Source organism: Pseudomonas sp. BF-B-30 (assembly GCF_019956305.1).
Classification (GTDB): Bacteria; Pseudomonadota; Gammaproteobacteria; order Pseudomonadales; family Pseudomonadaceae; genus Aquipseudomonas; species Aquipseudomonas jessenii.
In genome coordinates this window covers 183,635-208,571 of record NZ_JAHBDG010000033.1, presented here as the reverse complement: position 1 = coordinate 208,571, position 24,937 = coordinate 183,635, and the positions used below count along the sequence as shown (strand labels likewise).

24 protein-coding genes and 1 pseudogene are annotated in these 24,937 nt (G+C 59.2%); 16 read left to right on the top strand and 9 right to left on the bottom strand.

The genetic code is table 11. The features are described from left to right. The first annotated feature begins 13 nt into the window (after window positions 1-13). Both KGB29_RS18255 and KGB29_RS18250 read left to right on the top strand, forming a co-directional pair. On the top strand, window positions 14-679 hold the full coding sequence (locus tag KGB29_RS18255) for a bifunctional 4-hydroxy-2-oxoglutarate aldolase/2-dehydro-3-deoxy-phosphogluconate aldolase (protein WP_008050561.1): 666 nt from the start codon (window positions 14-16) through the stop codon (window positions 677-679). A gap of 280 nt (window positions 680-959) precedes the next feature. Beyond that, a complete protein-coding gene (locus tag KGB29_RS18250; protein WP_057713556.1) occupies window positions 960-1,685 on the top strand; it encodes an intradiol ring-cleavage dioxygenase in 726 nt (241 codons plus the stop codon). A 2-nt stretch (window positions 1,686-1,687) separates the two neighbouring features. On the opposite strand, the gene KGB29_RS18245 is transcribed toward KGB29_RS18250, so the two are convergent. Together KGB29_RS18245 and KGB29_RS18240 are read right to left on the bottom strand one after the other, a co-directional pair. Continuing rightward, complete coding sequence (locus KGB29_RS18245; protein ID WP_150813277.1) at window positions 1,688-2,869, bottom strand: aminotransferase class V-fold PLP-dependent enzyme; 1,182 nt, start codon at window positions 2,867-2,869, stop codon at window positions 1,688-1,690. A 19-nt stretch (window positions 2,870-2,888) separates the two neighbouring features. Then, a complete protein-coding gene (locus KGB29_RS18240; protein WP_003227425.1) occupies window positions 2,889-3,125 on the bottom strand; it encodes a DUF3820 family protein in 237 nt (78 codons plus the stop codon). A 203-nt stretch (window positions 3,126-3,328) separates the two neighbouring features. Here KGB29_RS18240 and KGB29_RS18235 point away from each other — a divergent pair, with 203 nt between their 5' ends. Beyond that, window positions 3,329-3,796, top strand: coding sequence for a ferritin-like domain-containing protein (locus KGB29_RS18235; RefSeq protein ID WP_150813276.1), 468 nt, complete (start codon window positions 3,329-3,331; stop codon window positions 3,794-3,796). A gap of 123 nt (window positions 3,797-3,919) precedes the next feature. On the opposite strand, the gene KGB29_RS18230 is transcribed toward KGB29_RS18235, so the two are convergent. Next, window positions 3,920-4,390, bottom strand: coding sequence for a MaoC family dehydratase (locus KGB29_RS18230; RefSeq protein WP_007995982.1), 471 nt, complete (start codon window positions 4,388-4,390; stop codon window positions 3,920-3,922). 44 nt (window positions 4,391-4,434) lie between these two features. After that, on the bottom strand, window positions 4,435-5,379 hold the full coding sequence (locus tag KGB29_RS18225) for an alpha/beta hydrolase (protein ID WP_218543259.1): 945 nt from the start codon (window positions 5,377-5,379) through the stop codon (window positions 4,435-4,437). A gap of 246 nt (window positions 5,380-5,625) precedes the next feature. Between KGB29_RS18225 and fadD2 the strand changes: the two genes are divergently transcribed. After that, complete coding sequence (gene fadD2 / locus KGB29_RS18220) at window positions 5,626-7,314, top strand: long-chain-fatty-acid--CoA ligase FadD2 (RefSeq protein WP_150813274.1); 1,689 nt, start codon at window positions 5,626-5,628, stop codon at window positions 7,312-7,314. 380 nt (window positions 7,315-7,694) lie between these two features. Further along, on the top strand, window positions 7,695-9,395 hold the full coding sequence (gene fadD1, locus KGB29_RS18215; protein ID WP_150813273.1) for a long-chain-fatty-acid--CoA ligase FadD1: 1,701 nt from the start codon (window positions 7,695-7,697) through the stop codon (window positions 9,393-9,395). Between the two features lie 226 nt (window positions 9,396-9,621). On the opposite strand, the gene KGB29_RS18210 is transcribed toward fadD1, so the two are convergent. Continuing rightward, window positions 9,622-9,999 carry a hypothetical protein gene (locus KGB29_RS18210; protein ID WP_057713562.1) on the bottom strand — a complete coding sequence of 126 codons (378 nt, stop codon included), beginning with the start codon at window positions 9,997-9,999 and terminating at the stop codon, window positions 9,622-9,624. Between the two features lie 354 nt (window positions 10,000-10,353). On the opposite strand from KGB29_RS18210, the gene KGB29_RS18205 reads away from it, so the two are divergent. Both KGB29_RS18205 and def read left to right on the top strand, forming a co-directional pair. Further along, window positions 10,354-11,313: a YihY/virulence factor BrkB family protein gene (locus KGB29_RS18205; RefSeq protein WP_057713563.1), complete on the top strand. Its 960-nt coding sequence runs from the start codon at window positions 10,354-10,356 to the stop codon at window positions 11,311-11,313. Window positions 11,314-11,315: 2 nt separating this feature from the next. Next, a complete protein-coding gene (gene def, locus KGB29_RS18200) occupies window positions 11,316-11,855 on the top strand; it encodes a peptide deformylase (RefSeq protein ID WP_150813272.1) in 540 nt (179 codons plus the stop codon). A gap of 123 nt (window positions 11,856-11,978) precedes the next feature. Here the strand turns inward: def and KGB29_RS18195 are convergent, their stop codons facing one another. After that, entirely contained in the window at window positions 11,979-12,398 is a 420-nt protein-coding gene (locus KGB29_RS18195; protein ID WP_150813271.1) for a GNAT family N-acetyltransferase, read from the bottom strand. Window positions 12,399-12,726: 328 nt separating this feature from the next. Here KGB29_RS18195 and KGB29_RS18190 point away from each other — a divergent pair, with 328 nt between their 5' ends. From KGB29_RS18190 to KGB29_RS28925, 6 genes and pseudogenes are all read left to right on the top strand, one after another. Next, window positions 12,727-13,668: a fatty acid desaturase gene (locus KGB29_RS18190; RefSeq protein WP_150813270.1), complete on the top strand. Its 942-nt coding sequence runs from the start codon at window positions 12,727-12,729 to the stop codon at window positions 13,666-13,668. A gap of 140 nt (window positions 13,669-13,808) precedes the next feature. Further along, a complete protein-coding gene (locus tag KGB29_RS18185; protein ID WP_150813269.1) occupies window positions 13,809-14,600 on the top strand; it encodes a phosphate/phosphite/phosphonate ABC transporter substrate-binding protein in 792 nt (263 codons plus the stop codon). A gap of 139 nt (window positions 14,601-14,739) precedes the next feature. Next, window positions 14,740-15,288 carry a sigma-70 family RNA polymerase sigma factor gene (locus KGB29_RS18180; RefSeq protein WP_150813268.1) on the top strand — a complete coding sequence of 183 codons (549 nt, stop codon included), beginning with the start codon at window positions 14,740-14,742 and terminating at the stop codon, window positions 15,286-15,288. Then, complete coding sequence (locus tag KGB29_RS18175) at window positions 15,285-16,298, top strand: ABC transporter substrate-binding protein (protein ID WP_057399024.1); 1,014 nt, start codon at window positions 15,285-15,287, stop codon at window positions 16,296-16,298. The genes KGB29_RS18180 and KGB29_RS18175 overlap by 4 nt, the downstream gene beginning before the upstream one ends. Before the next feature lie 629 nt (window positions 16,299-16,927). Continuing rightward, window positions 16,928-17,701, top strand: a pseudogene (locus tag KGB29_RS28930) (PAS domain-containing protein); the annotation flags it as partial. A gap of 6 nt (window positions 17,702-17,707) precedes the next feature. Continuing rightward, entirely contained in the window at window positions 17,708-18,247 is a 540-nt protein-coding gene (locus KGB29_RS28925) for a methyl-accepting chemotaxis protein (protein WP_227698141.1), read from the top strand. A gap of 468 nt (window positions 18,248-18,715) precedes the next feature. Here KGB29_RS28925 and KGB29_RS18165 read toward each other — a convergent pair whose 3' ends face one another. Beyond that, complete coding sequence (locus KGB29_RS18165; protein ID WP_150813266.1) at window positions 18,716-19,354, bottom strand: glutathione S-transferase family protein; 639 nt, start codon at window positions 19,352-19,354, stop codon at window positions 18,716-18,718. 440 nt (window positions 19,355-19,794) lie between these two features. Here KGB29_RS18165 and KGB29_RS18160 point away from each other — a divergent pair, with 440 nt between their 5' ends. Next, window positions 19,795-20,043 (top strand): DUF6124 family protein, encoded by a 249-nt coding sequence (locus KGB29_RS18160; protein WP_090457380.1) that lies wholly within the window; start codon window positions 19,795-19,797, stop codon window positions 20,041-20,043. A gap of 189 nt (window positions 20,044-20,232) precedes the next feature. Here KGB29_RS18160 and KGB29_RS18155 read toward each other — a convergent pair whose 3' ends face one another. Next, window positions 20,233-21,264, bottom strand: a complete 1,032-nt coding sequence (locus KGB29_RS18155; RefSeq protein WP_057713572.1) for a LacI family DNA-binding transcriptional regulator — start codon at window positions 21,262-21,264, stop codon at window positions 20,233-20,235. A gap of 215 nt (window positions 21,265-21,479) precedes the next feature. Here KGB29_RS18155 and KGB29_RS18150 point away from each other — a divergent pair, with 215 nt between their 5' ends. Both KGB29_RS18150 and KGB29_RS18145 read left to right on the top strand, forming a co-directional pair. Continuing rightward, on the top strand, window positions 21,480-22,013 hold the full coding sequence (locus tag KGB29_RS18150) for a gluconokinase (protein WP_150813265.1): 534 nt from the start codon (window positions 21,480-21,482) through the stop codon (window positions 22,011-22,013). A gap of 84 nt (window positions 22,014-22,097) precedes the next feature. Then, complete coding sequence (locus KGB29_RS18145; protein ID WP_015096544.1) at window positions 22,098-23,450, top strand: GntP family permease; 1,353 nt, start codon at window positions 22,098-22,100, stop codon at window positions 23,448-23,450. A gap of 180 nt (window positions 23,451-23,630) precedes the next feature. Here the strand turns inward: KGB29_RS18145 and alaC are convergent, their stop codons facing one another. Then, entirely contained in the window at window positions 23,631-24,848 is a 1,218-nt protein-coding gene (gene alaC, locus KGB29_RS18140; protein WP_057713575.1) for an alanine transaminase, read from the bottom strand. Window positions 24,849-24,937 lie beyond the last annotated feature (89 nt).

Below are 24,937 nucleotides of genomic sequence, written 5' to 3'. Positions count from 1 at the left end.
AGGAACAGCCGCTATGACAAACCCATCCCCGACCGTTTCCATGGCGGACAAAGTTGCCCTGATCGACAGTATTTGCGCGAAAGCGCGGATTCTGCCGGTGATCACCATTGCCCGCGAGCAGGACGTTCTGCCGTTGGCCGACGCCCTCGCGGCCGGTGGCCTGACGGCCCTGGAAGTGACCCTGCGTTCGCAATTCGGCCTCAAGGCCATCCAGATTCTGCGTGAGCAGCGTCCGGAGCTGGTGACCGGTGCCGGCACCGTGCTGGATCGCCACATGCTGGCGGCGGCGGAAGCGGCCGGCTCGCAATTCATCGTCACGCCGGGTATCACCCGCGACCTGCTGGAAGCCAGCGTCGCCAGCCCGATTCCACTGTTGCCAGGCATCAGCAATGCCTCGGGCATCATGGAAGGCTACGGCCTGGGTTATCGCCGCTTCAAGCTATTCCCGGCCGAAGTCAGCGGCGGCGTCGCGGCCATCAAGGCTCTGGGCGGCCCGTTCGGCGAAGTGAAATTCTGCCCGACCGGCGGCGTGGGGCCTGCCAATATCAAGAGCTACATGGCATTGAAAAACGTCATGTGCGTGGGCGGTAGCTGGATGCTTGATCCGGAGTGGATCAAGAACGGCGACTGGGCCCGCATTCAGGAATGCACCGCCGAGGCTTTGGCGCTGCTGGACTGATCGCTTCACCCTACACCTCGTTGTGTGTTCTACGGCTTTACGGTGCGCTTGGTCGGTGCACCGTTTTTTTTGCCTGGAACAAACAGGTACGACTCGAAACCTGTGGGAGCGGGCTTGCTCGCGAAGGCAGCGTGTCAGGCAACAATCATGTCGACTGATACTCCCCCTTCGCGAGCAAGCCCGCTCCCACAGGGACAAGGACATCATGCGATACATAGTTACCGCATAACGAAAATCGACCGGTGCTAGCCTGCGTTCATCTTATGGAAGAGAGAACGTCATGGACGCTACCACCTCAGCTGCACCCCCGGCACCGGTCTACCTGCTGTCTCCCGAACAGATTGCCGGCCCGTATTTCCGCAACCCCAAACTGATCCGCAGAAACATCAGCGAAGGCGCCGAAGGCGTTCCGTTGGTGCTGCGGCTGACCATTGTCGATGCCATGACCGGCGAGCCGGTCCCCGATGCGCTGGTGGATATCTGGCACTGCAATGCCCGCGGTGCCTATTCGGGCTGGAGCAAGATCAACCCGGACGTCGAGGTCGATACCGGTGATATCGGCGCCGTCCCGCGCACCGATGACGATACCTATCTGCGCGGCGGGCAGTTCACCGACAAGTCGGGCATCGTGCGCTTCACCACGATCTATCCGGGTTTTTACGCCGGTCGCGCATTGCACATTCACGTCGCCGTGCGCATCACGGCCGGCAACAACTATCTGCAAGAACGGCATGTCGCCTGGGTCGGGCAGCTTTACCTGCCTGAAGTGGCCTCTCGTTCAGTGCTCGGTAGCCGACCGTACAGCGGCCGAACCGTGCCGGCACTGACCAACGCCCAGGACTATTTTTATTCAACCATGGGCGGTGAAAAATCGACCTTGAGTGTGCACACCCTGGGGCGGGATTCGGCTGAAGACGGCTACTTCGGGCAGATGACCATCGGCATCGACACCTTCGCCGTGTCGACACAGATCAAACCCGAGGACTTTGACAAGTACACCGTCTGAGGTCAGCCCAGTTCGGTCAGCGCCCTGACCAGCACATCCATGTCGGCCGCGGTGGTGGTAAGCCCCGGTGTAATGCGGATGCACGGACCACATGCCGCGCCACTGCGGGTCACGGTGAACAGGTTGTATTCATTGAGCAGGCGCTCGACCATGGTTTGCTGGTCGGCATGCCGGGTAAAGCGCATCGAGGTAATGCCGCAATACAGGCGTGGGTCATCCGGGGTCAGGACTTCGACGCCCGGCAACTGCCGCGCCGCAGCGACCCAGCGGTTGCGCAGATAATTGAGCCGCGCGCCCTTGGCCGCGGCACCGCCCATCGCCCAATGTTCTTCGAGCACCAGCGGCAGGGTCATCAGCGCCGGGATGTTGGGGGTGCTGTACGAGGTACGGGCGCGAATGTCAGTGGGCGGAAAATGCATCTCGCCCATGTCCGGGTCGATGTCGGCCAGGCGTTCGGGTGCGATGTAGATAAAGCCGAGGGTCAGCGGTGCGCCGATCCACTTGTGCAGATTGAAGCCGGCGAAGGCGATACCGAGCTCGGTCAGGTCGAATTCAAACTGGCCGAGGGCATGGGCGCCGTCGAGGATGACGTCGATGCCCTGTTCCTTCGCAGCGGCTGCAATCGCCTGCACCGGCATCACCAGGCCCGTGCGATGGGTGACGTGGGTCAGGGCCATCAGCTTCAGCCGCGGATAGCGCGCGAAGGCTTCCCGATAGGTATTGAGCAAGCTGTCGAAGGTTGCCGGGTGTGCGTGTTCGATCTCGATCACTTCGACACCGCGATTACGCGTCAGCCAACGCATGGCGCCTTTGACCGTGTCGTATTCCAGATCGCAAACCAGTACCTGGTCGCCGGGCTGCAGCCGGTTGTAGTTGCGGATCAGCGACTGCAAACCTTCCGAGGCGTTACGGGTCAGGGCGATGCTGTCGGCGGGTACGCCAATCAACCTGGCCAGTTGCGCGCGGATCTTCAGGCTGTCGCCCTGTTCGAAACGCTGGCGCACGTACACCGAATTGCTGCGGTTGATCAGTTCGATGTTGCGCTGGTATTCCTCGACCACCGTGCGTGACATGCGTGCGAAGTAACCGTTCTCCAGGTTGAGCGGGCCGGGTTCGACATCGTAGCGGTCGGCAAAGGTTCGCCAGAAAGCTTCATCACGGGCGCGGCGGGTGTTGTCGGGCATGGGGTACTCGGTAGGTGATTCAGTGGCGCGGGGCCGGCTTGCCGTGTTTGGCGCGCAGCGGTTCGAGCAAGTCCGACAAACCGTTGTGATCGATCTCCTGCATCAGGGCCAGCAGGCCGCCCAACTCGCCATGGGGGAAACCCTCCCGGGCGAACCAGTTCAGGTAAGGGCCGGGCAGGTCGGCAATGATTCGACCCTTGTATTTGCCGAAGGGCATTTCACGGGTGATCAGCAGTTCGAGCTTTTCAGGGTTCATCGATCGGTCGTCTTGATTCAGTCAGTCTGGAAAATACAGGCATTCTGCATGCAGGCCAAATGACAGATCATGCAAATAAAACGGATACAGATTTTTTGATAATGGATAACTATTTGAAAAGTAAAGAATAGTTAGACAATTCCGAGCTGGCATGCAGAGTGCAACGTTCCTTGCACCGTTCATCCGTCGTAAGGAATTGAAAAATGACCGACATCAAAAAAGAAGCGATTTCTGTACTCAACGACCTGATTGAAACCAGCAAGGACGGTCAGGCCGGGTTCAAGACATGCGCTGAAGACATCAAGCACCCTGAACTAAAAACCCTGTTCATCAATCGTGCGAGCGATTGTGGTACGGCCGCTGCGGAGTTGCAGTCTGCCGTGCATTCACTGGGTGGCGATCCGGAAACTTCCACCAGTGTCAGCGGCGACTTGCACCGTCGCTGGGTCGACGTGAAGTCGATGTTCACCGGCAAGGGCGAGGAGGCCGTGCTCAATGAAGCCGAGCGCGGTGAAGACCATGCGTTGAAGGCTTACCGCGACGCCATGGAGAAAATCAACAAGCACAACCTGGTGGGCATTCGCGACCTGGTTGAGCGTCAGTACCACGGCGTGCAGCGTAACCACGATCAGGTCAAGGCCCTGCGTAACCAGGCGCGTGCACGTTCGTAAGCCAAACCGGTAGATCCTGTGGGAGCGGGCTTGCTCGCGAAAGCGATCTGCCAGTCGCCATTAATAGTGACTGACACGCCACCTTCGCGAGCAAGCCCGCTCCCACAATTATTATGCGGTGAATCAGCCGATGCTGATTGCCGGCAGTGTGGTCAACGTCACACTCTGTTGCTTGCGTGGCGCGAGGATTTCCGCCTCGCCATCCACCACCAGTTCATCGCGCTGGTTGAACACGCGAGTGGCGATGCGCACGCGAAACTTCGGCAGTTTTTCCAGGATTTCCAGGCGCACGGTCAGGGTGTCGCCGATCTTCACCGGCTTCTGAAAGCTCATTTGCTGGCCGATGTAGATGGTCCCCGGGCCAGGCAGCTCGCAGGCGACCGCCGCGCTGATCAACGCGCCGCTGAACATGCCGTGGGCGATGCGCTCCTTGAACATGGTGCTGGCGGCGTATTCGGCATCCAGGTGTACCGGGTTGTGGTCGCCGGACATCGCAGCGAACAGCTGGATGTCGCGCTCTTCGACCGTCTTGCTGAAACTGGCGGTCTGCCCGACTTCGAGGGCTTCGTAAGGGGTGTTGGTAACCTGGGTCATCTGTCTCAATTCCTGTGACGAATTAAAAAATTCACAAAAAAAATCTATTCGGACCGGTGCGGCCGAGGAGCGCTCAAGGCCTGTGCGATCCAGTTCAGCACATCGGCGATGATTTCATCGCGGTTGCTCTCGTTGAACAGTTCGTGCCGCGCCTGTGGGTAAACGGTCAGTTGCAGGTGCTGGCTGCCGGCCGCCCGCAGCGCGTCGGCCAGATCCTTGAGACGTTTGCCTTCGCTCACCGGATCACTTTCGCCGCCAATCACCAGCAGCGGCAGGCCCGGGTCGATCTGCGCGAGATTGGACGCTTTGCTGATTTGCTGCAAGCCGCCGAGCAAGTCGATCCACAGTTGATTGGTGCAACGGAAACCGCAGAGCGGATCGTTGACGTACAGATCGACCTGCGCCGGATCGCGGCTGAGCCAGTCGAACGGTGTGCGTGCCGGCTTGAATTTGTTGTTGAACGAGCCGAACGACAGCCATTCGATCAATGCGCTGCGTCCTGTGCGGCCCTGGCGCAGGCGTTCGAGACGGGCGATTTGCCGTGCTGCGCGATAAAGCGCCACAGGCTGGAAGTTCGAGCCGCTGAGAATTGCCCCGTGCAGGCTGGCACTGTGGTGCAGCAGATAGGCCTGGGCGATGTAACTGCCCATGCTGTGACCGAGCAGCACGATCGGGACGCCAGGGTGCTGCTGGCCGATGTGCTGGTTGAGGCTGGCCAGGTCGCTCACGACCTTGCACCAGCCATCGTCATCGGCGAAATGCCCGAGTGTCCCGTTTTCGGCAGTTTTGCCATGTCCACGCAGGTCCGGCGCGCACACGCCATAGCCCTGGTCACAGAGCTTTTGCGCAAGGGGGCCATAGCGACCGCTGTGTTCGGCCATGCCGTGGGCCAGCAGAATCATTGCCTTGAGGCTGCCCTCGGGTAGCCACTGGTTGACGAAGAGGCGGCTGTGGTCGCTCGTGGTCAGCCAGAAAGTGTCATGGATCATGGCGGTTCCTTTGCATGAGGCTGCCTGGTCGCAAACAGCTCGTTGCAGTTTATAGCGCATCCTTGGCCGGGCGTCTGATCAGCCTACGCCACGGCAAGAAGATTCATACGGTCAATGACGGCCGTGGGCATATTTGCCTGCTACGTCATAACTGCTAGTGTCCGTGAAGCTCCGCTTTTTGCATTTTTTTTGAAAAATGACAGAAAAGTGGCCCCGGATAGATTCAGGTCAAAGAGGACAAGAACAATGCAACCTGATTTCTGGAATGACAAACGCCCGGCCGGTGTACCCCTGGATATCGATCTGGGAGCCTACAAGTCGGTGATCGAGGTGTTCGAGCGTTCCTGCAAGAAGTTTGCTGACCGCCCTGCGTTCAGCAACATGGGCGTGACCCTGACCTACGCCGAGCTGGAGCGCCAGAGCGCGGCCTTCGCCGGTTATCTGCAAGCCCACACCGACCTGGTGGCGGGGGACCGCATCGCAGTGCAGATGCCCAACGTCCTGCATTACCCGATTGCCGTGTTCGGTGCCTTGCGCGCCGGGTTGATCGTGGTCAACACCAATCCGCTGTATACCGCGCGGGAAATGCGCCATCAGTTCAAGGACTCCGGTGCCCGGGCGCTGGTGTACCTGAACATGTTCGGCCAGAAAGTCCAGGAAGTACTCTCCGACACCGATATCCAGTACCTGATCGAAGCGAAGATGGGCGACCTGATGCCTGCTGCCAAGGGGTGGCTGGTCAACACGGTGGTGAGCAAGGTCAAGAAGATGGTCCCGGACTATTCCTTGCCCCAGGCCGTTTCCTTCAAGAGTGCGCTGCGCATGGGCCGTGGCCTGGGTATCAAGCCGTTGAAGGTCGGCCTCGACGACATCGCCGTGCTGCAATACACCGGCGGCACCACGGGCCTGGCCAAGGGCGCGATGCTGACCCACGGCAACCTGGTGGCGAACATGCAGCAGGCACGGGCCTGCCTCAGCCAGTCGGCCAGCGACGGGCAACCGCTGCTGCGCGAAGGCCAGGAGGTGATGATCGCGCCGCTGCCGCTGTACCACATCTATGCCTTCACAGCGAACTGCATGTGCATGATGGTGACGGGCAACCACAACGTGCTGATCACCAATCCGCGGGACATCGCCGGCTTCATCAAGGAACTGAAGAACTGGCGGTTCTCGGCCTTGCTGGGGCTGAACACATTGTTCGTTGCGCTGATGGATCATCCGGACTTCAAGACCCTGGACTTCTCCAGCCTCAAGCTCACCAACTCCGGCGGCACTGCGCTGGTCAAGGCCACCGCCGAGCGTTGGGAACAACTGACCGGTTGCCGCATCACCGAAGGTTACGGCCTGACCGAAACTTCGCCGGTGGCCTGCACCAACCCCTATGGCGACCAGTCGCGGATCGGCACGGTCGGCCTGCCGGTGCCGGGCACCACGCTGAAAGTCATCAATGATGACGGTGTCGAACAACCGTTGGGCGAACGCGGCGAGCTGTGCATCAAGGGCCCGCAGATCATGAAGGGCTACTGGCAGAAACCTGATGCCACGGCCGAGGTGCTGGATGCCGAGGGCTGGTTCAAGTCCGGTGACATTGCGGTGATCGACCCGGATGGTTTCGTGCGCATCGTTGACCGCAAGAAGGACATGATCATTGTCTCGGGCTTCAACGTATACCCGAACGAAATCGAAGACGTCGTGATGGCTCACCCGAATGTCGCCAACTGTGCGGTCATCGGTGTGCCCGACGAGCGGTCGGGGGAGGCGGTGAAGCTGTTTGTGGTGGCCCGTGAAGCAGGGGTCAGCCTTGAAGAGCTGAAGGCTTATTGCAAGGAGAACTTCACGGCGTACAAGGTACCCAAGCACATCGTGCTGCGGGAGTCCCTGCCGATGACGCCGGTGGGCAAGATCCTGCGGCGGGAGTTGCGTGATATCGCCTGATCGGTGAATGGCCGATCCCTGTAGGAGCGAGCGCGCTCGCGATGGACGTCAACGATAACGCGCGCTGTCTGAATGATCGCGTTGCCCGAACGTTTTTCGCGAGCAAGCTCGCTCCTACAGGTTTAAGCGAAAGCCCCGGATTTCGGGGCTTTCAGAGGTGTATAGAATTTTTGCTCTAAAATGACCAATCGCTAGTCTTGAGTCACAAATGTGACCGTAGAGGCCGCTTTTGGCTCTAGTCGACCCTTGGCAAAGCTGCTACTCTCGGCGCGCTTTGTGACTTCTCGGCCTTCTATCAGCCAGATTCACCAATGACCAAACACCAATAATAATCGCATCAAATGCGGTGCTGAATTCGCGTTGCTGAGGAGTGGGCTTCCATGATCGAAGACTTTTGGAAGGATAAGTACCCAGCTGGGATTGCTGCCGACATCAATCCCGACGAGTATCCGAATATTCAGGCAGTGTTGAAGCAATCCTGCCAACGCTTCGCCAACAAGCCGGCATTCAGCAACCTGGGCAAGACACTCACCTACGGTGAACTGTACGAATTGTCCGGTGCGTTTGCCGCTTACCTGCAACAGCATACCGATTTGCAACCCGGCGATCGAATCGCCGTGCAACTGCCCAACGTGTTGCAGTACCCGGTAGCCGTCTTCGGTGCAATCCGCGCCGGGCTGATCGTGGTCAACACCAACCCGCTCTACACTGCGCGGGAAATGGAACACCAATTCAACGACTCCGGTGCCAAGGCCCTGGTCTGCCTGGCCAACATGGCGCACCTGGCGGAAACCGTGGTGCCGAAAACCGGCGTCAAGCACGTGATCGTCACCGAAGTCGCCGACCTGCTGCCGCCACTCAAGCGTCTGCTGATCAACAGCGTCATCAAGTACGTGAAGAAGATGGTGCCGGCCTATCACTTGCCCAAGGCCGTCAAGTTCAACGACGTGCTGAGCAAAGGCGTGGGCCAGCCAGTGGCGGAAGCCAACCCGGCCAGTGGTGATGTCGCGGTACTGCAATACACCGGCGGCACCACCGGCGTTGCCAAGGGCGCGATGCTGACCCACCGCAACCTGGTGGCGAACATGCTGCAGTGCAAGGCGCTGATGGGCTCCAACCTCAATGAAGGTTGCGAGATTCTGATCACGCCGCTGCCGCTGTACCACATCTATGCGTTCACCTTTCACTGCATGGCAATGATGCTGGCGGGCAACCACAACATCCTGATCAGCAACCCGCGCGATCTGCCGGCGATGGTCAAGGAACTGTCGAAGTGGAAGTTCAGCGGCTTCGTTGGCCTGAACACGCTGTTCGTGGCCCTGTGCAACAACGAAGGCTTCCGCAAGCTGGACTTCTCCGCGCTGAAAGTCACCTTGTCGGGGGGCATGGCCCTGCAACTGGCCGCGGCCGAACGCTGGAAAGCGGTGACCGGTTGCGCCATCTGCGAAGGCTACGGCATGACCGAAACCAGCCCGGTGGCGACGGTGAACCCGATCCAGCACATCCAGGTCGGCACCATTGGCATTCCGGTACCGTCGACCCTGTGCAAAATCATCAATGATGCCGGTGTCGAGCAGCCGCTGGGCGAAATCGGCGAGCTGTGCGTGAAGGGGCCGCAGGTCATGAAAGGCTACTGGCAGCGCCAGGAAGCCACGGATGAAATCCTCGACAGCGAAGGCTGGTTGAAGACCGGCGACATCGCACTGATCCAGCCCGATGGCTTCATGCGCATTGTCGATCGCAAGAAAGACATGATCCTGGTGTCCGGTTTCAACGTGTACCCGAACGAGCTCGAAGACGTGCTGGCCACTCTGCCGGGCGTGCTGCAATGCGCGGCCATCGGTGTGCCGGACGAAAAGTCGGGCGAGGCGATCAAGATTTTCATCGTTGCCAAGCCGGGCGTGACCCTGACCAAGGAACAGGTGATGGAGCACATGCGCGCCAACGTCACCGGCTACAAGGTCCCGCGCTCCGTGGAGTTCCGCGATGCACTGCCGACCACCAACGTCGGCAAGATCCTGCGTCGTGAATTGCGCGATGAAGAGCTGAAGAAGATCAACGCGAAGAAAGCCACCGCGTAATCAACAAAAAGCCCCGCAAATGCGGGGCTTTTTGTTATTGGCAGGTAAATCTTCGTTGGCTGTCAGGGCGTCTTCGCGAGCAAGCCCGCTCCCACATTTGATCCGGTTCTTCCAGGAGGAATGCGGTCAAATGTGGGAGCGGGCTTGCTCGCGAAAAAGGTACAGACAACGCGGGCTTCCAGGCACCCCGCGTTATCGTTTACGTCCATCGCGAGCAGGCTCGCTCCTACAAGCGAAACGGCGCGAAGTTGACGTTGGTGCCTGCCGGGCGCATGTCCTGCAGGAAGGAGTCCTTGTCGGCGCTCAGTTCCAGGCTCAATGCCGCCTTGCGCTTGCCTTCATTGCGCACCACCAGGCCTTCGAGCTTCTCACGCAGGAACACGGTCGGCACTTTCAGGTGCAGCAGTTCGTCGGTGTCCGGCGTGTGCATCAGCAGGTGAATCCACTCGTACTGACCCACGGCCAGGCGCGATACCGGGATGTCGAACCACCAGATATTGCGGTTGCGGTTCAATTCGGTGAAGTGGCAGTTGTTGACGCCAAGCACAGCACCGCCGAGTTCCTGGTTTCTGCGGGCAATGGCCTGCTTTTTATCGAGTTTCATAACGTTCCTACGGGATTGGATCTTCAGCGCCAAGGCCTGAATGTGTTGCGCATTCTCAAGGGTTGGCCCGCAAACATAAAGCGCAACCTGCACTGAACGATGAAATGTAGTGGTGAAATAAATGAAACTCCCTGCAAAAGCCCCCGGTCAACCTTGTGTAACGACTTTCCTGCATTGAAATGTCTTTAATGAAAAGAAGACGCGGCCATCTTCAGATGGCCGTTTTTGTGTCAGCCTGAACTTGCACGCTGAATTTGTTTCAAAGTCGCCAACTGGGCTACCTTGATGAAAGAAAACAGCCCCTGAGTCGCCACGACTTCACCCCAAATCCGTATGCGGCGAATGGAGACGCTAATGATTTTCCCGGACATGAGAGGCTTGCCCCTGCACCGTGTGATGATGCGCACGGTCACCGAGTTCATCGCCGACGAGATGTCGACCTATGCCTCGGCGTTGGCCTATCAAATGCTCTTTTCGCTGTTTCCGTTCATTCTGTTTCTGATCGCCCTGATCGGCTTCCTGCATCTGCCCGACTTTTTCTCCTGGCTGCGCCTGCAATCGGAACTCGTATTGCCGCCCCAGGCGCTGGAGCAGGTCAACCCGGTGATCGACCAGCTTCAGCAGTCCAAGGGGGGGCTGCTGTCAGTGGGTATCGTGATTGCGCTGTATACCGCCTCCGCCGGTGTGCGGCTGATGATGAGCGCGATGAACGCAGCCTACGACGTGGTTGAAGGGCGCCCGCTGTGGAAACGCTTTCCGTTGTCGATCATCTACACCGTCGGCATTGCCGGCATGCTGCTGATCGCCGCAGCGCTGATGGTGCTCGGACCGCAGGTGATGAGCTGGATCGCTGCGCAAGTCGGCCTTGAGTACTTCATCGTCACCCTCTGGACCATCGCGCGCTGGCCGGTGATCGTGATTCTGCTGATGGTCGCGGTGGCGTTGATCTACTACGTCATGCCCGACGTCAAACAGGAATTCCGCTTCATCACCCCAGGCTCGGTGCTGGCGGTGGTGGTATGGATCATCGCGTCCCTGGGATTCGGTTTGTACGTCAAGGAGTTCGCCAACTACAACGCCATGTATGGCAGTATCGGTGCGATTATCGTGCTGTTGCTGTACTTCTACATTTCCGCCGCGGTGCTGCTGCTGGGCGCGGAGATGAATGCCGTGATCGAGCACATGTCACGAGAGGGCAAGGACCCTGGCGAAAAAGTGGCTGGCGAGCATGGTCCCGTCCATGAGGAAAAGCACCACGTGTCGGGGCTGGGCCGCGATCACTCACAACCGAAACCGACCATTGACGAAACCTGATCATGATTCGTGAAATTCTGAAAATGGGCGATGAGCGCCTGCTGCGCATTGCCCCGCCAGTGCCGGCCGAAATGTTTGACAGCCCCGAGCTGTGGCAGCTGATCGATGACATGTTCCAGACCATGGAAAGCGTGGGGGGCGTTGGCCTGGCTGCTCCGCAGATCGGCGTCGACCTGCAACTGGTGATCTTCGGTTTCGAGCACAGCGAGCGTTATCCGGATGCCGAGGCCGTGCCGCAGACGATCCTGATCAACCCGTTGATCACACCGCTGAGCCCGATCCTGGAAGAGGGCTTCGAAGGCTGTTTGTCCGTGCCTGGCCTGCGTGGCGCGGTGCAGCGTTACCAGCAGATTCGCTACGAAGGCGTCGACCCCAAGGGGGAGCCCATCGTGCGTTTTGCCTCGGGCTTCCACGCACGGGTGGTACAGCATGAATGCGATCACCTGATCGGCCGCCTGTACCCGTCGCGCATCACCGACTTCAGCAAGTTTGGCTTCACCGAGGTGATGTTCCCGGACCTGGACCCCAACGCGGACGACTGACCCAAATCCACCACAAAACCAATGTGGGAGCGGGCTTGCTCGCGAAGACGGCTTGATATTCAACACCTGAATTGACTGACCCACCGCCTTCGCGAGCAAGCCCGCTCCCACATTTGACCTTCATCAGGCTTGAGCAGGCGCCAACCCCATCGCAATCATCGGTTTACTGCGGGCATAACGGCTCAACCGTTCAACCATCGCGTAAGGCATCGGCGGATCGAAAGTAAACCCGCGCCGCTCATAAAACCCCCGCAAATCCGGATGACAGAACAACCACACCGGCTGTTCGCAATCCTTCACCGCTGCCGCAATCAACCCGGCGGCAAGCCCTTGTTCGCGACAGGCCGGATCGACAAACAACCCGGTCAGCCAATGCCCGCCGGACACCGGACGCAAACACAGCGCGGCAACTATCTGGTCACGTCGGGCCACCCACAACTGCGCGTCGCGCACGGCTTTCATCGACGATTGGTGAGCGCGGTAGAACTTGTTCATCAATGGCCATAAAGGCTCGTCGAGCAGGGTGTATCGGGTCTCGGGCATGGTTTTGGACTGTCGGTAGGCAAAGCGGGCGATTATAAAAGAACGCGCGCGCCGGGATAGGTGTATACCTGATCTCACATCCCCATGAGTGGAGTACGCATCATGTCCAAAGGTATGGATTCAAAGAAATCGACGAAAAAGAAACCGGTGAAAACCGCCATTGAAAAGCGCGCGGACAAGAAGGCCAAAAAAGTTGGCGTATTCGGTCACTGATCCGCGTTGATTGATCGCTCCCATGCAACATGGGAGCGATCCTCCTGAAAATAATCTGCAAGATTTCCCAAGGCCATTGCACAGAAGGGGACTGGTCCCCGATCTGAGCAACGCCATGCCCCATTACTTTGATAGCGCCCACCAAGAAGAAATCGAAACCCTGCGCCGACGTTTCACCGCGCGCACCGAATGGCCGACCTGGTTGCTGTTGATCGGTGTGTATGGCGGCTGGTTTGGCATCGTGTTGAACAGCCATCGATTGGGTTTATGGTGGAGCACGCTGTTGCTGACTCCATTGCTGGTGCTGTGGTTATCCGTGCAACACGAACTGCTGCACGGTCATCCCACGCGCTGGCCAACCCTGAACAAAATCCTTGGCTACGCGCCGTTTGCCGTCTGGTATCCGTACACCCTGTATCGCGACAGCCATTTGCAGCATCACCGCGACGAGGACCTGACGATCCCCGGTCGCGATCCGGAAAGCCGTTACTTGAGCGCCGGGCAGTGGCAGGGCAGTTCACCACTGGTGCGCAGCCTGCATCGGCTGAACAAAACCGTACTCGGTCGTTTTTCCCTGGGGGCACCGTTGGCCTTGCTGGCATTGGCCCGTGAAGAGCTGCAACGCCTCAGGGCAGGCGAGCGCCAGGCTTGGCTGATGTGGTTGAGTCACAGCTTGATGACCGGGTTGATGCTGCTGTTCATCGCGAACTTCAGCCTGTTGCCGGTTTGGCATTACCTGTTTTTGATCAGTGTGCCGGCGCTGTCGATCGCCATGATTCGCTCCTACTATGAGCATCGACCTCATGCCGCGCCGGAGCAGCGCACGGTGCTCAATGAAGCGGCGTGGCCGTGGCGCTGGCTGTTCCTGAACCTCAATTTTCATCTGGTGCACCACGAGTTGCCGGGGTTGCCCTGGTACGACTTGCCCCGCGCCTACAGGGCCCGCCGCGAGCAATGGCTGGCGCGTAGCGGCGGGTTTCTGGTGCGGGGTTATGGGCAGTTGTGGCGTGAACATGGAGTCAAAGCCATCGACAGCCCGAGGCATCCGTTTTACTGATTTGCTAACAACACCATCCCCTGTGGGAGCGGGCTTGCTCGCGAATGCGATTGGACATCCGACATCTGAGTTGACTGGCACACCGCATTCGCGAGCAAGCCCGCTCCCACATTGGAAATTTGCCGCATGGGACTATATTGATGACCCAACACTTCGCCGAACTGCTGATGTACACCGCCCCCGACCCCATCCACCAGGCCAACGAACGCTGGCTGACGCGAATCCTCGAGCACCTGGGCGACACCCGCCGGGATGCCGAAGGCCTGTCACTGCTGGACTTGTGGTTGTCGCCGCACTTGTTGCTCACCCAAACCTGCGGCTATCCGCTGATGACGGCATTGCGCGGCAAGGTCCGGGTGCTGGGGCGGCCTCGTTATGAGCTGCCGGACAGCAGTGGCGGCAATCATTGCAGCCTGATTCTGGGACGCATCGAAGATGCACGGCGAACCCTGCCGGCGTTTCGCGACAGCCGAGGCGTGATCAATGGCCAGGACTCCAACAGCGGCATGAATCTGCTGCGCCACCAGTTGGCGTCGTTGCAACGTGACGGGCGGTTTTTCTCTCAGGTCGGGATCAGCGGTAGCCATCGCGAAAGCCTGCGCTGGTTACGCGAAAACCTTGCCGATCTGGCGGCCATCGACAGCGTGACCTTTGCCTATCTGGCACGCCACGCCGCAGAAGAAGTGGCCGGTTTGCGCGTTATTGCCCGCAGCGCGCTCAGTCCTGCCTTACCGTTCATTACTGCCGCGACGGTCACGGATGAGCAGGCTGAGGAACTCCTGCAGGTGATGAACCTGGCGTTGCGCGAGCTGCCGGAGGTTGCCCAAACCCTCGGTTTGCCAGAGGTACTGCCCACCAACGAAAGCGACTATCAGATTGTGCTCGACTACCAGCGTGAGGCCGAGGTGCTGGGGTATGGGGATTTGCGATAGCGGCCTGTCAGGTGTTCTTTTTAATTCCATTAGCGAATATAAAAATAAGTTTTAAGTATTATTAATGAATAAGGCTCCTTGCTAGGATTCGCCTCACCGGACCACCGGACATTCAGCGACCCCTAACCCAGGAGCCCTTATGTCCGGCGCCGATATTCTTCATCGCAAACAGGTGGACGGATTGTTCCGCGTCCACTACCTCTGGCTCTGCACGCGCCTGCGTCAGTCCCTGAACGATGCCGCCGCTGTCGAAGACATTGCCTGCGAAACCTTCGTGCAACTGCTGCAGGCCCCTGGCCTGACGGCAATCCGTGAACCCCGTGCGTTGCTCACCACCATCGCCCAGCGCCTGCTCTATCAGCGTTGGCGTCGAGGTGACCTGGAGCGCCAGTACCTTCAACAACTGCAACAGACCGAGTCGATCCACGCCCAATCGCCGGAAGAACTGGCCCAGGTGTCCCAGACCCTGACCCGTGTGGATCGCACTCTTCAGCGGCTACCCGGCAAAGTCCGCTCGACCTTCCTGTTGTCACGGATCGACGGCTTGACCTATCCGCAAATTGCCGCTGCGCTGGGCATCTCCCTGCGTTCTGTCAGCGACTACATGACCCGCTCCCAAGCCCTGTGCGACCGGCACAGCGCCAACCAATCCCTGAACCGTCCCCTCCAGAACAAGAGGTCCGCATGAGATCGATCAAAACCCTGCTCGGCAGTTCGTTGCTGGCCCTGAGCCTGTTGTCCCACCCGGCATCGGCCACGGAAAAAGCGGCACCTATTCACTTTGGTGACATCACTTGGGAAAGTGGCAGCCTTATCACCGAAATCCTGCGCCTGATCGTTGAGAAAGGTTACGGCTACCCGACCGACACGCTGCCGGGCAGCACCGTCAGCCTTGAAGCGGCGCTGGCCAAAAACGACATCCAGGTCATCGGTGAAGAGTGGGCCGGACGCAGCCCTGCCTGGGTCAAGGCGGCGGCTGAGGGCAAGGTGTTCGGCCTTGGCGATACGGTCAAAGGCGCCACCGAAGGCTGGTGGGTGCCGGAGTACGTGATCAAGGGCGATCCGGAGCGCGGCATCAAGCCCTTGGCCCCGGAGTTGAAATCCGTTGCCGACCTGGCGAAGTACAAGGACGTGTTCCGTGACCCCGAAGACCCGAGCCGCGGACGCTTCCTCAACAGCCCGACCGGCTGGACTTCGGAAATCGTCAACAGCCAGAAACTCAAGGCCTATGACCTGACCGCCAGCTACGTCAACTTCCGCACGGGGTCCGGTGCCGCGCTGGATGCCGAGGTGGCCTCGTCGATTCGCCGTGGCAAACCGGTGCTGTTCTACTACTGGTCGCCGACACCGCTGCTGGGGCGGTTCAAACTGGTGAAACTCGACGAGCCGCCGTTCGATGCCGAAGCCTGGAAAACCCTGGCCGATGCCAATAACCCGAACCCCAAAGGCACGCGCTCGATGCCGGCCAGCCTGGCCATCGGCGTATCGGCACCGTTCAAGGCGCAGTACCCGGACTTGGTGACGTTCTTTGAAAAGGTCGATTTGCCGATTGATCTGTTGAACCAGACCTTGGGCCAGATGAGTGAAAAACGGCAAAAACCGCGGGAAGTCGCCGAAGCGTTTTTGCGTGAGCAGCCGCAGGTATGGAAGGGTTGGGTGCCGGGAGAGGTGGCCACCAAGGTAAGTGCCAGCTTGTAGTTTGTTCTGAAAGTTCTGCAGTGTTTGAGCTGCAACCATTCGCGAGCAAGCCCGCTCCCACATTGAATCTGTGATTTCCACAAAACCTGTGGTCACCGCCGATCCCCTGTGGGAGCGGGCTTGCTCGCGAATGGTCTACAGCCTTAAGCCAATTCGGCAGCCAGCGCCGCTCTCACTACCGACCGCTGATCTGTCTTGTTCTCCGAGTATTTCCCCCCTCGACAAGCCGCTGAACCGATTTTGTCCTCAGTAGTGGCAGACTAGTGGCCTTGCAAGCCCGAGGTTGCTGTCTATGATCAGGTGTAACTAACTATATCGACCCTCATGAGGTGGTCGATGTCTGGTCGCAAGAGTGCGCAATCGAAGGCACCAACACTTGATGGCAAGGAGCTGTCCGCTAAATGGAATTTGTTGTGAATCTGTTAGGGCTGGCCCGCATGCGGGCTATCAAGAGAAGGATGTCTTGATGAGCGTGTCGCTGTAAGGACCCTCCGATTGAACATCATTTATCACCTGACTAGTCCTTCTTTTTGGAGGGATGCGTGTGCCTGTTCCACGGAGCGTAGTGGTGGATTTGAAAGACCTGCAACGTTCATCAATCAAAAAACCGCGCGGAAGGTGATACGACAATGTTCAACCTACATCACAAGGCTGACCTGCTGGAAATCGAACGGTTCAGTTGCGCGCTGACTGAGGCTAATGCCAAGTTGGCGGCGATCAGTCATTCGATGGCGATGATTGAATTCACTCCGGACGGCATCGTCATCGATGCCAACGAAAACTTTTGCAATGCCGTGGGCTACAGCGCTGACGAAGTGCGCGGCAAACATCACCGGGTCTTTTGTGAAGAACAGTATTACCGCAGCGATGAGTACGCCAAGTTATGGCGTGACCTGGCGCGGGGCGAGCCGCTGAGCGGGACCTTTTTGCGCTTGCACAAGAGTGGCCGGGAGATCTGGCTCGAAGCCAGTTACATGCCGGTGCTGGGCCCCGACCGGCAGGTGAAAAGTGTGATCAAGGTGGCCACCGACATCACCGCACGGATCAACAAGGAACACGAAAACGAAAGCAGGCTCGCCGCGATCGGCCGTTCGATGGCCGTGATCGAATTCACGCCCGAAGGCAAGGTCATCACCGCCAACGAGAACTTCCTGAAAACCATGCAGTACTCGCTCAACGAAGTGGTGGGGCAGCATCACAGCCTGTTCTGCCACCGTGGCGAAGCCGAGTCCCAGGGCTACCGGAATTTCTGGGCTTCGCTCAACCGCGGCGAATATCACTCCCATCGTTTCGAGCGCAGGAACAAGCAAGGTCAGACGGTATTCCTGGAAGCCTCCTACAACCCGTTGTTCGACGCCAAGGGGCGGTTGTACAAGGTGGTCAAGTTCGCCAGCGATATCACCCACCAGATGACCACCCTGCAAACCGCCGCAGAATCGGCCCACAGCACTTCGGTACAAAACGACGTCTGCGCGCGCAAGGGGTCCGAGGTGGTGCAGCAGACGGTGCAGATCATCCAGGACATTTCCCGGGACTTGAACGAGGCGGCACTGAGCATCGACGCCGTGAGCAAACAGTCCGACATCATCGGCACCATCGTGCAGACCATCCGCGGCATTGCCGATCAGACCAACCTGCTGGCGCTCAACGCGGCGATCGAAGCGGCCCGTGCCGGAGAGCACGGGCGCGGGTTTGCGGTGGTAGCCGATGAAGTGCGCAGCCTTGCGGCGCGCACCAGTCAGGCGACGCTGGAGATTGTCGAGGTGGTGCGCAAGAACCACGATTTGTCGCTCAGCGCGGTGTCGAGCATGCAATCGAGTCTGAGTCGAACCGGCCTCGGAGTTGAATTGGCGAACGAGGCAGGGGAGGTGATTCTGGAAATCCAGCAGGGTTCGCGGCATGTGGTGGATGCGATCAGTCAGTTCAACTCGACGTTGCAACTGAACTAGTCGCGGTAACTGCGATGGTCGATAACAATAACGCGTGTTTCCTGGCTGAACGCGGCGCTCTTGCATCCATCGCGAGCGAGCTCACTCCTACAAAAAACGCCGACCCACTGTAGGAGCGAGCCTGCTCGCGATGGTCGATAACGATTACGCGTGTTTTCTGGTTATTCGCGGCGCTCTTGAATCCATCGCGAGCGAGCTCGCTCCTACAAAAAAACGCTGACCCACTGTAGGAGCGAGCTTGCTCGCGATGGTCGATAACGATTACGCGTGTTTCCTGGCGAAACGCGGCGCTCTTGAATCCATCGCGAGCGAGCTCGCTCCTACAAAAAACGCCGACCCAGTGTAGGAGCGAGCCTGCTCGCGATGGTCGATAACGATAACGCGTGTTTTCTGGTTATACGCGGTGCTCTTGCATCCATCGCGAGCAAGCTCGCTCCTACAAAAAACAGCGCGGCATTTTGCGGCTCCTCAAGGCAAGCCGTTGCAGCCGTGCTTGAGGAAACCCGGACGCTGCGCCAGGCGCTGGAAATATTCATCGACGGCGGGGTAGTCAGGCCGGTCGATCGGCGTCATCAGCCAGCGATTGACCGACAAACCGATGACAACGTCGGCCAGGGTAAAGTGTGGTCCGGCGACATACGTCTTGGTGGTTGCGAGTTGATGTTCGAGGATGCCCATTTTCTGGTTCCAGTCACGGATGCCGACTTCAAGGCTATGCGGGTCCTGGAATTCAGGGTCCTTGCGCACCAGTGCCATGAACGGGTATCTCCAGGACGGATTGAGCTCGGTGGCTTGCCAGTCCATCCACTGTTCCACCCGAGCGCGGGCGGCCGGTTCGGTGGGCAGCAACTCGCTGTGATGGTGGTGGTGTTTGCCAGCCAGATAGCGGCAGATGGTATTGGATTCCCACAACACGCCGGCTTCATCGATGATCACCGGAACCTGTGCGTTGGGATTGAAGCGCAGGAACTCGGGGCTGTGGGTGGAGGCAAAACCGCTGCCCCAGTCCTCGCGTTCGTAGGCAATACCCAGCTCCTCGCAAGTCCACAGGACTTTTCGGACGTTGATGGACGAGGCTTTGCCGAGAATCTTTAGTGCATGTTCCATTTTGCTACTCCGTCAGCGAATCATGGCGTCGGGAATTCATAGTGTGCCTGCCGACGGCTGACATCAAGTCTGCAGGATCCGCAGGACCAGACGTAAACCTGTAGGAATGGTCCGTAGGCAAGGGGTATCAGAGGATTTCCGCAGACAGTGATTTCTTGCGCAATTACCTACGACTACGCCAGAATCCGCCGACTTGTGCGCCTGGTATCCGGACTCGTATTGTTCCGTGTCGCTGCAAATTCAGCGATCGGGTTTCGCAGCCCGGGTATCTCTAGACGCATAGCGTCCACCGTTCGTGATCGAATCACGTTATGGCGGCTGTGCGTGGGAGACCTTCGGGTCTACCGGGTTCTAGAGTCCCGGTCTGCGACCCGCGTACAGCTGCCACCCCTTCGTATCGCAGCGAATCGTGGCAGCTCCATCACTCTAGGAGCATTGCCATGTTCAAACCCACGCCCAACCCCCCACGCAATCCCAGCCCAATGTTCACCATCTCACCCGGCATCAATAACGAAACGTTGTTGGCGCACGCCTGTGAATCACTGGCCTCGGCGAGTGTCATGACCAATGACTTCGCTGCTTTTCTGGAAGGCAGCCATCGCAACACGGCGCTGGCGATTGCACAGATCATCATGCTGGCCGAGCTGGCGGTGAACCGGGTGCTGGATAACCTCGATCCGCAGGATTGAACACTGAGCGGGGGCGAGAGGCTTTCCCTGTGGCGAGGGGGCTTGCCCCCGTTCGGCTGCGGAGCAGTCGTAATCCAGTTCACGGGTTTGACCTGTATGACTGCGGCGCTGTTTTTGGGGCTGCTTCGCAACCCAACGGGGGCAAGCCCCCTCGCCACAAAATCTCACTTCACTGCGGGTGTGTCGTGCTTACGTGCTTTCGCGCACCTTCAATTCAAACCCCATGTCCTGCACCGGTTTGGCCACGGTATTGCCGGCCATCAGCGTGAGCATCTGCTCCGCCGCGCGACGGCCGATGGCTTCACGCGGGGTGTTGATGCTGCTCAGGCGCGGGACCATGTGTTCGGACATGGGCAAGTCGTTGAAGCCGAGGATCGCCACCTGTTCGGGGATCTTGATCCCGTTGCGCATGGCTTCGAGCAAGGCGCCCTGGGCCAGGTCGTCGTTGCCGAAGAAGATCGCATCGACATCCGGATGACTGGCCAGCAGTTGCAGGAACAACTCGCCGCCGAGGCCGACGGAGGAGGAGCGGGGCGTCAGCACTTCCAGGTCCGGGTCATACCGACCTGCCTTTTGCAGGGCTTTGCGGAAGCCTTCGCCGCGCAACAAGGTGCGCTGGTCCAGCTGCGCGCCGATGTAGGCCAGGCGCTTGCGGCCGCGGGACAGCAAGTGTTCGGCAGCCGTTTCGCCCGCCGCCAGTTGCGAAAAGCCAACGCAATTGAGCCCGGCGGCGCTGTCCAGTTCCATCATGTACACGCAAGGAATATTGCTGGCTTCGATCATCCGCCGCGAACTTTCGGTGCGGTCGAAACCCGTCAGCAATAAGCCGCGCGGTTGATAGGCCATGTAGTTGCGCAGCAGGTTTTCTTCTTCATCGCGCGAATAGTGGAAGTTACCGATCAGCACTTCGAAACCCTTGGGCCGCAAAACCCGATGAATGGCTTCCAGGGTGTCGATGAACAGCAGGTTGGACAGCGACGGCACCAAAACCACGACTGACTGGCTCTGGGCCGAGGCCAAGGCGCGGGCGGCAGGGTTGACCACATAGTTGAGCTCCAGCGCCGCTTTTTGCACCTTTTCCACAAGTTCAGTGGCCACGGTGCTGACGCCACGCAAGGCGCGGGAGGCGGTGATCGGGCTGACGCCGGCCAGTCGGGCAACTTCGTTCAGGGTGGGGCGGCCAGTGGTGCGAGTATTTTTATCGTTCTTGGTTGTGTTCATCGACGGCTTGCCAAACAAAATTCAAGGCACTAAGGTAGCGCTGTCTCGATGCAGCTGCAAATGCGTGAGCGAGGGTTCGCCTGATCCTTGCTTTTTGGTGTTGGGACCTAACCTGCTGCAACCCATAAAATGACAAGAAAGGCGTCGGCAACTTCTGCTTTTGATCTGGTGTCATAACTGGCAAAGGTAGCGCTGTCTGCGCGCTGAGGTGTTACATGAATCATCCCATCACCGCCCTGGTCATCATGGGCGTTGCCGGTTGCGGCAAGACGTGCGTCAGCGAGGCCCTGTGCCATTTGAGCGGCGCCACTGCCATTGAAGGCGACTCTTTTCACCCTGCCGCCAATATCGAAAAGATGAGCGCGGGGATCCCCCTGAACGATGAAGACCGTGCCGGCTGGCTCGACAGCCTGTGCGATGAACTGCGCCGTGTCGACGCCAAGGGCCAGCGCCCGGTGCTGACCTGTTCGGCTCTCAAGCACGTCTATCGAGAACGTCTGCGCAGTGCCTTGCCGGGCCTGGGCTTCGTGTTCCTTGAGTTGACCCCCGAAGTCGCCGCCGACCGTGTCTCCCATCGGCCAGGCCACTTCATGCCGTCGACCCTGATCGACAGCCAGTTCGCCACCCTCGAATCGCCCGTCGGCGAGCCGTTGACCCTGGCGCTGGATGCTTCGACCTATAGCGTCGAGCAACTGGCGGCGCAGGCTCATTCGTGGTGGCAGGCGAACGGCCTGAAACAGGCGGTATGACTGTGCTCGCAAAGACAGCGCTGTCCTCACGACTTCTGATCAACCCGCTTTAATAACAACAACAACAACCAGGAGACACCCCTAATGTTTGGCATGTCCCACGAGACGTTCCTGCTGCTCGATGCAGTGGTCACGGTGATCGGGCTTATCGTCCTGATCACCAAGTTCAAGTTGCACCCATTCCTCGCACTGATCATCGCCGCAGCCTTCCTCGGGCTGACCTCCGGCATGCCGATCGGCACCATCATCAAGGCGTTCCAGGACGGCTTCGGTGGCGTGCTTGGTTTCGTCGGCATTATCCTGGCGCTGGGTACGATGCTCGGCAAAATGATGGCCGAATCAGGCGGTGCGGATCAGATTGCGCAGACGTTGATCCGCGCCTTCGGCAAGGACAAGGTGCAGTGGGCGATGATGTTCGCCGCGTTCCTGGTCGGCATTCCGCTGTTCTTCGAAATCGGCTTCGTGCTGCTGATTCCGCTGGTGTTCATCGTGGCCCGTCGCACTGGCGTGTCGATCATCAAGATCGGTATCCCGCTGCTGGCCGGTCTGTCCGCGGTACACGGCCTGGTGCCGCCGCATCCGGGTCCGCTGCTGGCCATTGGCGTGTTCGGTGCCGACATCGGTAAAACCATTCTGTACGGCCTGATCGTTGCGTTGCCAACCGCCATCATCGCTGGCCCGATCTTCGGTACGTTCATTGCCAAGCACATCCCCGGTCATCCGAACCAGGAACTGGTGGATCAACTGGCGCGGGAATCGGATTCGGCCGATCTGCCGAGCTTCGGCATCACGCTGGTGACCGTGCTGCTGCCGGTGTTCCTGATGCTGCTCAAGACGTTTGCCGACGTGGTGCTGCCCGATGGCAACATCTTCCGTGCATTCATGGACCTGATCGGTCACCCGATTTCGGCGTTGCTGCTGGCGTTGCTGCTGTCGCTGTATACCTTCGGCTACAAGCAGGGCATCGGTTCCAGCCAAATGATGAAATGGCTGGATGCAAGCCTCGCGCCGACCGCCGCGATCATCCTGATCATCGGTGCCGGTGGTGGCTTCAAGCAGATGCTGGTGACCAGCGGCGTGGGTGACGTGATCGGCCACATGGCGGTGAACGCACAGATCTCGCCGATCCTGCTGGCCTGGCTGGTGGCGGCGGTGATTCGTATCGCGACCGGTTCAGCGACCGTGGCGACCATCACTGGCGCCGGCATCGTGGTGCCGGTGGTGGGGATGATTCCGGGTGTGAACCGTGAGCTGCTGGTGCTGGCCACCGGTGCAGGGTCCCTGATCCTGTCCCATGTCAACGACGCCGGTTTCTGGTTGGTGAAGCAGTACTTCAACATGACCGTGGCCGAAACCTTCAAGACCTGGACCGCGATGGAAACCATCCTCTCCGTGGTTGGCCTGGGCTTTATCCTGTTGTTGTCGCTGTTCGTCTAAGCGATTCGACAGACACAAAAAAACCGCAGCGATGCGGTTTTTTTGTGGGTGACCGATTTCAAGGTGAACATAGAACAAATGTGGGAGCGGGCTTGCTCGCGAAAGCGTCGTATCAGTAAACGAAGATGTTGTTTGATACACCGCATTCGCGAGCAAGCCCGCTCCCACAGGGGATATGTGTCAGGCGTTGGTTTTCGGTGCCAGCCCATCTGCCCTGAACATCCCGCGAATCCCGCGTACAGCCTGACGAATCCGGTCCTGGTTTTCGATCAGCGCGAAGCGCACGTGATCATCACCGTACTCGCCAAACCCGACGCCCGGCGAGACACACACCTTGGCTTCGGCCAGCAGTTTCTTGGCGAACTCCAGCGAGCCCAGGTGCGCATAGGCCTCGGGTATCTTGGCCCAGACATACATCGACGCTTTCGGGTTTTCCACCATCCAGCCCAGTTCATGCAGACCCTTGACCAGCACATTGCGCCGCTGCCGATACTGCTCGGCGATGTCGCGCACGCATTGCTGATCGCCTTCAAGCGCAGCGATGGCCGCCACTTGCAGCGGAGTGAAGGTGCCGTAGTCGTGGTAGCTCTTGATCCGCGCCAGGGCATTGACCAGTTCCGGGTTGCCGACCATGAAGCCAATGCGCCAGCCGGCCATGTTGTAGCTCTTGGACAGGGTGAAAAACTCCACCGCAATGTCCTTGGCCCCGGGCACTTGCATGATCGACGGGGCTTTCCAGCCGTCGTAGACGATGTCGGCGTAGGCCAGGTCGTGTACCACAAGCACGTCGTACTGCTTGGCGAGGGCGATCACTCGTTCGAAGAAATCCAGCTCCACGCACTGGGCGGTCGGGTTGGACGGGAAACCGAGGATCATCATCTTCGGCTTCGGGATCGAACCGCGAATGGCCCGCTCCAGTTCAGCGAAGAAATCCACTCCCGGCACCAGCGGCACCGACCGCACCTGGGCGCCGGCAATCACGGCACCGTAGATGTGAATCGGGTAGCTCGGGTTGGGCACGAGCACGGTGTCGCCCTGATCCAGGGTGGCCAGCATCAGATGTGCCAGGCCTTCCTTGGAACCGATGGTGACAATGGCCTCGCTTTCCGGGTCGATGTCGACCTCGTAGCGGTCCTTGTACCAGTTGGAAATCGCCCGGCGCAGGCGCGGAATGCCCTTGGACGTCGAGTAGCCGTGGGTGTCTTCGCGCTGGGCCACCGTGACGAGTTTTTCGACGATGTGCGGCGGCGTGGCGCCGTCGGGGTTGCCCATGCTCAAGTCGATGATGTCTTCGCCACGACGACGGGCGGCCATCTTCAGCTCGGCAGTGATGTTGAAAACGTAAGGGGGGAGTCGATCTATGCGCGCAAAGCGGCGCGGCGAACCTTGTTCGGCCATTGTTGCCTCGGATAACGTAAGCGCCCGGAACCGTCCGAGCGACGCTGGTCACTGCGGTGACCTGTGGCGGAATGTAAGGGCAGCTGTGG